Raw genomic sequence first — 2,971 nt, forward strand, 5'->3', positions numbered from 1 at the left:
GAAACAACTAATTTTTTTTATCTCAATGAATAAAACTTGCGAACAAGTTTGGGAAAGGTGTCTTAATATAATTAGGGATATAGTGGAATGGCAGCCGTTTAAGACTTGGTTTGAACCAATTAAACCCATTAAACTTGAAAACAATGTTTTAACCATTCAGGTCCCCAGCCAATTCTTTTATGAATACCTTGAGGAGCATTATGTGGGATTGTTAGGTAAGACGATTAAGAGAGAATTAGGTAAAGAAGCCCGTTTGGAATACCGCATTGTAGTAGAGAACGGTACACCACATCAACATCCCAGAACGGTGAACATGCCTACGCAGTTTACCAAACCCCAGAAGGATAATGAGGTTGATTTTCCGTTAACCATTCATAACCCGGTAAAGAATCCTTTTGTGATACCGGGCATCAAACGTGTACAGATCGATTCCCAGCTGAATCCGAACTATACATTTGATGCGTATATAGAAGGTGACTGTAACCGTGTAGCACGCAGGGCTGGTAAAACTGTTGCGGAAAAGCCTGGAGGGACTTCCTTTAACCCGTTAGTAATATACGGTGGCGTGGGACTTGGGAAAACGCACCTGGCGCAGGCAGTGGGCAATGATGTGAAGCGTATACATCCCAATAAGGCGGTGCTTTATGTAAGTGCAGAGAAGTTTATCAATCAGTTTATTGATCACTCCAAGAACAACATCATCAACGATTTCATTCACTTCTATCAACTGATAGATGTGCTGATTGTGGATGATATACAGTTCTTTGCCCGCGCTGAAAAAACACAGGATGCGTTCTTCGCTATCTTCAACCATCTGCATCAGTCAGGCAAGCAGCTGATTCTTACTTCAGATAAAGCGCCAAAAGATCTTGATGGTGTACAGGAGCGTCTGTTGAGCCGTTTCCGCTGGGGTCTCAGCGCTGATATACAGATTCCTGACTTCGAGACCAGGATGGAAATACTGGAGTTGAAGATGAAGAACGACGGTCTGGAAATGCCGAAGGAAGTGGTGAAATATGTGGCCTATAATATTCAGACCAACGTACGTGAACTGGAAGGTGCGCTCATCTCCCTGTTGGCACAGTCTTCACTGAATCGCAAAGAGATAGATCTTGAACTTGCCAAGCGCGTGTTGAAGTCCTTTGTTAAGACATCTTCCAAAGAAATTACCATCGAAAGCATCCAGAAAATGGTCTGCGAATATTTCGATGTTCCTTACGACAAACTATTACAGAAAACACGTAAGCGCGAGATTGTACAGGCACGCCAGATTACCATGTATCTCGCTAAATCATTTACCAAGAACTCTTTAAAGACCATCGGCGAACATTTTGGAGGGAGGGACCACACTACAGTGATCCACAGCTGCCAGACTGTAAAGGACCTGATGGATACTGATAATAATTTCCGTGACAGCGTTATAGAACTGCAACAGAAAGTTCAGCTGGCGGCCATGTAGTTTAAATCCCCCATGAACCTATTTTATAAGTATGCCACTCTTCACGGAGTGGCATACTTATTTTATTCCTTTGCATTAGGTGTAATTTTTATATATTGAATCCGAGGCTCTTTCACTGGGTGTTTTCATCTTTTTTATAAAAAATTGAAAATGCTTTTGGAGAATATAAAACTTTTCCTATTTTTGCAACCCCTTCAATGAAGTAGGTGAGATGCCTGAGTGGCCGAAAGGAACGGTTTGCTAAACCGTCGTACGGGTTAAACTGTACCGAGGGTTCGAATCCCTCTCTCACCGCAAGCTTTAAGCCTTGTTGTCTTAATGACAGCAGGGCTTTTTTCATTTTATACAGGAGGTTATTTTACAGGGGAATTTCGTAACTTAAGTAAGTAAAAGTTAACCCTATAAAATATATCCTATGCCCTCCAGACAAATGAACGGCCAGCACCGGCCCGTAGCCCATTCCCGACACTCTACCTTTTTTAACCCTGAAGGATTACAGCAGCATGAGGCTTTCTTTAATGGAAAGCAGACTTCCTCATTGCGCCCAGTACAACGCAAGGCCCAGGAAGCGCCTCCTTCAAAACCTAATAATACCGGGCTTCCCGGGCATCTCAAATCAGGGGTGGAGAATTTATCCGGCCTTGCTATGGATGATGTGAAAGTACATTACAACTCTGACAAGCCCGTGCAGCTACAGGCTGCGGCTTATACCCAGGGTACGGAGATTCATGTGGCCCCTGGTCAGGAAAAGCACTTGCCCCACGAAGCATGGCATGTTGTGCAGCAGAAGCAAGGCAGGGTAGCTCCAACGACGCAGCTGAAACAGACGTTTGTTAATGATAACGAAGTACTGGAGAAGGAAGCGGATGAAAAAGGAAGTGAATCGTTGAGCAGGGGGGCTGCTCCAGGTACTGATCTCCAGGCTCATGTTATACAGCGTGTTTCTAATACTAATAGTGGTGTTGTACAGTTTGGGAAAAAAACGAAAAAACCTTCTCCACTGGAAAAATTAATCAAAAAGGACGTTCAGTATACTTTTACTTATAACCGGGGAGCTATTGGTGGTAATGTGGCAAGTAGCAATACTACACTTGCAGCCACCGAGGAAGATAATCTACTAAAGTTGGTCCAAGCTAAACATAAAGAATTAGAGGCCATGAAAGATTATCCTATAGGAAAGGGTAAGGGGGAATCGTACGACTTTAATTATAGAGGAGTAGGTATTAAGATCAGATTTGATAAAGTAAATAGGAAATTTTATCCCAGAGTGAGCTTTGAAGATATTAATGACCCATCGACATTGGAATTAGAAGGATTAATGCGTAAATATGACGAATCAAGTATAGCGCAATTTATTATGGGGGTAAGAGGGGTAGTCCCGCCTGCTGAATCCCAGAATCCTAATAAGCCTAATAAGACCGGACTGGGGGTCAGAGCGGTTTTATTGATTTCAGACTTCCTGGATTTTGAAACCAACAGCCCTCTGAATATTAACTTTCTGGGAAAAGTTAC

General features: G+C 42.9%; 2 protein-coding genes and 1 tRNA gene. All 3 read left to right on the top strand.

Annotated elements, in window-relative coordinates; translation table 11 throughout:
* Positions 1–25 precede the first annotated feature (25 nt).
* Complete coding sequence (dnaA, locus tag VM802_RS28975) at positions 26–1,459, top strand: chromosomal replication initiator protein DnaA (protein ID WP_127044574.1); 1,434 nt, start codon at positions 26–28, stop codon at positions 1,457–1,459.
* Positions 1,460–1,664: 205 nt separating this feature from the next.
* Positions 1,665–1,753: transfer RNA gene (locus tag VM802_RS28980), tRNA-Ser, on the top strand.
* A 121-nt stretch (positions 1,754–1,874) separates the two neighbouring features.
* On the top strand, positions 1,875–2,971 hold a 1,097-nt coding region (locus VM802_RS28985; protein WP_325537398.1), incomplete at its 3' end, for an eCIS core domain-containing protein.

Origin of the sequence: Chitinophaga sp., from assembly GCF_035538455.1 — a bacterium.
In the GTDB taxonomy this organism is placed as follows: Bacteria; Bacteroidota; Bacteroidia; order Chitinophagales; family Chitinophagaceae; genus Chitinophaga.